This window comes from Clostridium sp. DSM 8431, from assembly GCF_900116755.1.
In the GTDB taxonomy this organism is placed as follows: domain Bacteria; phylum Bacillota; class Clostridia; order Clostridiales; family Clostridiaceae; genus Clostridium.
On the sequence record NZ_FPBY01000213.1, the window covers coordinates 1 to 5,192 of the forward strand.

At 27.8% G+C, this 5,192-nt stretch carries 5 protein-coding genes and 1 pseudogene; 1 reads left to right on the top strand and 5 read right to left on the bottom strand.

Going from position 1 to position 5,192, the window contains the following annotated elements:
• Positions 1 to 299 (top strand): annotated as a pseudogene (locus BM384_RS18710) (IS1595 family transposase); the annotation flags it as partial.
• 35 nt (positions 300 to 334) lie between these two features.
• On the opposite strand, the gene BM384_RS15440 reads toward BM384_RS18710, so the two are convergent.
• The 5 genes from BM384_RS15440 to BM384_RS15460 all read right to left on the bottom strand — a co-directional run bounded on the left by BM384_RS15440 (position 335) and on the right by BM384_RS15460 (position 5,043).
• Positions 335 to 1,555, bottom strand: a complete 1,221-nt coding sequence (locus BM384_RS15440; protein WP_090014919.1) for a glycosyltransferase — start codon at positions 1,553 to 1,555, stop codon at positions 335 to 337.
• Between the two features lie 14 nt (positions 1,556 to 1,569).
• On the bottom strand, positions 1,570 to 3,006 hold the full coding sequence (locus BM384_RS15445; protein WP_090014921.1) for a glycosyltransferase: 1,437 nt from the start codon (positions 3,004 to 3,006) through the stop codon (positions 1,570 to 1,572).
• A gap of 141 nt (positions 3,007 to 3,147) precedes the next feature.
• A complete protein-coding gene (locus BM384_RS15450; protein ID WP_090014923.1) occupies positions 3,148 to 3,447 on the bottom strand; it encodes a hypothetical protein in 300 nt (99 codons plus the stop codon).
• A gap of 143 nt (positions 3,448 to 3,590) precedes the next feature.
• Complete coding sequence (locus BM384_RS15455; RefSeq protein WP_090014924.1) at positions 3,591 to 4,373, bottom strand: EFR1 family ferrodoxin; 783 nt, start codon at positions 4,371 to 4,373, stop codon at positions 3,591 to 3,593.
• 1 nt (position 4,374) lies between these two features.
• Positions 4,375 to 5,043 (bottom strand): HAD family hydrolase, encoded by a 669-nt coding sequence (locus tag BM384_RS15460; RefSeq protein WP_090014926.1) that lies wholly within the window; start codon positions 5,041 to 5,043, stop codon positions 4,375 to 4,377.
• Positions 5,044 to 5,192 lie beyond the last annotated feature (149 nt).

Below are 5,192 nucleotides of genomic sequence, written 5' to 3' on the forward strand. Positions count from 1 at the left end.
TTACAGACAGTCTTTTTAGTTATAAAATATTATCTTCTTATTCTAAGATAAATCATATTGCAATTCCAAGTGGTTGTAGAAGTTTCAAGGAGTATAACATTCAAAAAATAAATAGTCTCCACAGCAATATAAAAAGGTTTATTTCAGTATATAGAGGGGTATCTACCAAGTATTTAGCTAATTATCTAGCACTTTTTAAATTTATATTTTCAAAAATTCAGGAATGTCCTATAAACATAAAAGGAGAACATCCTTATCTAAGTATGAACTTTAAGGGACGTCCACCCATATTTGAATAACTAGTCTACATTATCACTGTATTTAAAAATACAGCCTAATTTAATATAGCTACCTTATTTAAAATAGGAACAAAATTTGAAGAATTATTTCTAACTACAAAATACTTAATTATACTTTCATTTAAACTATTTAAAAACTCTAAATTTTCTTCAATAAGCTTACTATCATTTATATTTTGAAAAGCTTCTAAAATTTTACCATTATTTATTTTATTGTACTCTAATAATATACTCGATTCAAAATCATCAACAACATTTTTAATAGAAAACTTAGAAATTGAATTTATGCAATCTTCAATAGCTGGAAGCTGAAGTTTTTTGCTTTGTATATCATTTAAGATTTCTGATAATTTATTAGAATCTCTTATATCAAAAAGCCAACCATTAATGCTTTCTTTTACAATAACTAATCCCCCATCTGTTTTACTTGAAATAACAGGTATACCTCTAGATAAAGCTTCTATCATTACCATACCAAAACCTTCACTTATGGAAGCATGTACAAGTACAGAAGCAGAATCTATATTATCCCATACATTTCTTTTCCATCCATGCCATATAACCTTTTCTTCTAGTCCACATTCCTTTGAAAGCTTTAATAAGTTTTCTCTATTTTCACCGTCACCATAGATATTTAACTCAAAGTTTCCTTGTAAGCTCTTTATTTCCTCTAAAATCACTTCTACATTCTTAATACTCGTAAGCCTTCCAACATAAATCATCTTTAGCTTATCTTCAGCTCTTGGTATAACTTTATTTTCAACTTTTATAGGATTATTAATTAAGTATATTGGTTTATCCTTAGAAAATAACTCTATCCCTTTTGCTACACCTTCAGAAATAGCTAAATGTGCATCTGCAAATTCTAGAAGTTCATTATTTAATAAATATTCTAAAGGAACATGAACCCATGATAAAACAGGTACCATATTAGTTAAATTATTTTTTAACAAAACGCTAGTACATATATAGGATACCATAGGCATAGCAGTAGCTAATATAATATTAGGTCTTCCCTTCTCATTTATAAATTTATCATAACCATCAATCACTTCGCCTATAGAAATAGTTTCATCACAAGAATAAAAAGAATAAAATTCATTCATTCCCTCTTCCCATTTTTTATGGTCTGACTCAAAAAATTGTACTACTCTTACTCTATAACCTCTTTTGGCAAGCTCTTCGCTTATTAGCAATAGTACCGTTTCAAGACCGCCTCTACCTGTTGCATGCATCAATACTATATCTATTATCATGAAATAACCACCTACTAAACCTTTTCTCTTAAAATATTTTCTAATTCTATAATCTCATTATTTTTATTATCTATCTGTTCCAAATAATTTAATGCTTCTCTATATTCTCCTATGTTATACATAACTATTGATATATTATATAAAGTTTCTACATCTTTAGGATTAATTTCATATGCAAGTTTCAGATATGGAATAACCTTTTCGTAATTTTCATTATTATAATTTAATATTGCTACCTTATTTAATATAGGAATATAATTCAAAAGCTCTCCTTTTATTACAAAGTCTCTTAATTTATCTTCATTAAGAGCATTTAAAAACTTCAAGCTTTCCTCAATAAACTTGTCTTCTTCTATACTTTGAAATGCTACTAAGATTTCATTGTTATCTAAAATCTTATTCTTCTTATCGTATTCTAAAAGCATGCTAGTCTCAAATTTATCAATAACCTTTTCTACAGAAAACTTAGAAACTGAACTTATGCAGTCTTCATAAGATGGAAGCTGAAGTTCACCCTTTTGTACATTATTTAAAATCTCTGATAATTTATTAGAGTCTCCAATATCAAAAAGCCATCCATTAACTCCTTCTTTTACAATACTAAGTTCTCCATCTGTCTTACTTGAAATAACAGGAATTCCCCTAGATAAAGCTTCTATAAGCACTAGCCCAAAGCCTTCACTAACTGAACTTAATACAAGTAAAGATGCAGATTTAATGTTATCCCATACATTTTCTTGCCATCCATGCCAGATAACATTTTTTTCTATATTATATTCCTTTGAAAGATCAATTAATCTTTCTTTATCATCACCATCACCATAGACGTTAAACTCAAAGTTTCCATCTAAATTTTTAAAGGATCTTAAAATTAAATCTATATTTTTTACTTTAGCTAATCTACCAATATAAATAATATTTAATTTGCTTTTATCCCTTGGAATAATTTCATTATTAATCTCTACAGGGTTATTAATTAAATATACAGCTTTTTCTCCTACTGATTCCTTTAATGTTTTTGCCACACCTTCAGAAATAGATAAATGTGCATCTGCAAAGTTTATACATTCACTAAACCCATAATCTAATAATGGTCCATGGTTCCAAGAAATAACTGGCAATATATTATCTAAATTATTTTTTAAGACTACTTGTTTACATGCATATGACATAAGAGGTACATGAGTAGCTATAATAATATCTGGTTTCCCATTTTCTTTTATAAAATCATCATAACTTTCAATTAAATCACTTACAAGAAATTCTTTGCTATAGGGCTTTAAAGAATAAAACTCATCCATTTCACTTTTCCATTCCTTATGTATTGATTCAAAAACTTGAATCACTCTTACTTTATATCCTCTTTTTTTAAGTTCATTGCTAACTAATATCAATACTTTTTCAAGACCACCTCTACCGTCAGCATGAGCTAATACTATATCTATAATCATAAATTCTCCTCTTTTTATCAAACTATATTTTATATATCGTATTTAATTTAATTATACTTAATATCAAAAAGTATATTTCTTGAAGACAAAAAACGAGACCTGCATCAAAAGAATTTCGATACAAGTCCCATATATAGAATATTACAATAAGTACAAATTAATAATCTTTCTTTCACCAAATTTTTTATATCTAATCCAAGCTTCTTCAGCCCAAAGATAAATATCACTTATATAATTTTCATCCTTAGAAGCATTTTTTCCTACATAATTATCACCTTTGAAAAAATATTCCCAGTCAGTAACATAATCATAGCAATCCTCATTATCAAGCCATTTTTCCTTTTCTATAAGTTCAAACTTTCCATTAGTTTTTAAAATAAGCTTATAAGTATTATTATCTTCCTTAGCCGCAATCTCTGAAATTAATTGATTCCTATCCATGAAAATTACACCTTTTTTAAATTATTTCATATGTTTTATTTTACGCTTAAAAACTTCTATTTATTCTATATGTTTTTACATAATGTTATACAATTTTCATGGAATTTATAATTAATTCTGTTAATTTATTAACAAAAACATCCTTATCTGTCATTAAAGTTTTTGAAGTATGGATTAACATATCTCCCCTTCTTAACAGTACCTTTTCCATATTGAATTGCTTTTGCTTTACAATAATGAATACATGCAAGACATTGATTACACTTTTCTCCCCACACAGGCTTATTATTAACAAGCTTTATAGTGCCACATGTACAAACTCTCTCACACATTCCACAGCCTGTACAGTCGCTACTAACAGTAAATTTCTTAGTATCAGCTCCACCATTAAGGAATAAAGGATGAATAACCCCTGTTAATATTGAAGGAAAAATACCTTTAGTAACTTCAAAAACTCCTTTTTCTCTATTTTTAATAACTTCAGCTATTTTTAGGATTTTAGTAGAAGCTTCTTCAATTTTTTTATTAGCTCTTTCCTTAGAATCAACATCTCCCATTATAATATAGTTATTAGGCATTACAACAGAAAATCCACATGAAAGCTCCATATTCTTTGAAGACAACTTCTTTTCCATAAGCTTCATAGTATTTCCTACATTTTCACCACAGCATGCTAATGAAAAAGTATAATTATTATTAAAGTTTTCAAATTCAACCTTTTTAATAAACTCTTCTATCATCTTAGGTGGTCCCCATGCATAAACAGGGAATACAAAACCTATAGTTTCATCTTTTTTTAATGTAAACTTAAAACTTCCATTGCTCTTCATAAGTTTTGAAACGGAAATAATATTATCATCAAGAGACTCTGCTAACTTTTCAGCTAAAAAGCCAGAGTTTCCTGTACCTGTAAAATAAAAAATCATATTATAGCACTCCTTCTAAATAATTTTTAATTTCTATTAAATCTTTAAAAAGCATATAAGCGTTTTCCTTTATACTCTCATCAGCTTCCTTTAAATCTTCAACATGCAAACCAATCATATTTCCATCATGAGCTGCTTTAATTCCTGCTTCTGAATCTTCTATTACTATAGACTTTACAGGATCACTATCTATAAGATTTGCTGCCTTTAAAAATATTTCAGGGTTTGGTTTTGAATTAACAACATCATCCCCACATACAATAGCATTAAAATACTTTACTATAGGACTTCCTTCAAGTTGAATATCTAGTCTTTCTCTTTTTGCTGATGTAGCTAAGGCAGTTTTTATATTTTTACTTTTTAGAAATTCCAAAAGCTCAATAGCCCCCTTTTTTAAAGGAATTTCTTTATTTTTTATAGCATCAAATAATAACTTATCCTTAACCTTATACATTTCATCTATAGGTAGGTTTTCACCATAAATAGATTTAAAGTATTCCTTAACTTTTTTTCTACCTCTCCCCATAGCATTTACATATATATCTTTTTTCATCTCATAACCAAAATCATTAAAAACTTGAATCCAATGTTTTAAATAAAAAGCTTCTGTATCATATATTACTCCATCCATGTCAAAAATAACAGCTTCTATACAATCTATTCTCTTCATAAAAATAATATCTGCTACTCAAAATATGGACAATTATACCCATATCGAGATTTTTCCTTATTCATCGTGTCCTATTTTGTAATGAATAAATCACCTACTACTTTAGTTTGATATAACACTCCAAAGGCGTAAATTCCCGACTTAGCCAT

Bases quoted from the DNA above. Each gene is read 5' to 3' on its own strand.
- BM384_RS15460 (WP_090014926.1), bottom strand. From the start codon at position 5,043: ATGAAGAGAATAGATTGTATAGAAGCTGTTATTTTTGACATGGATGGA.
- BM384_RS15440 (WP_090014919.1), bottom strand. From the start codon at position 1,555: ATGATAATAGATATAGTATTGATGCATGCAACAGGTAGAGGCGGTCTT.
- BM384_RS15455 (WP_090014924.1), bottom strand. From the start codon at position 4,373: ATGATTTTTTATTTTACAGGTACAGGAAACTCTGGCTTTTTAGCTGAA.
- BM384_RS15445 (WP_090014921.1), bottom strand. From the start codon at position 3,006: ATGATTATAGATATAGTATTAGCTCATGCTGACGGTAGAGGTGGTCTT.
- BM384_RS15450 (WP_090014923.1), bottom strand. From the start codon at position 3,447: ATGGATAGGAATCAATTAATTTCAGAGATTGCGGCTAAGGAAGATAAT.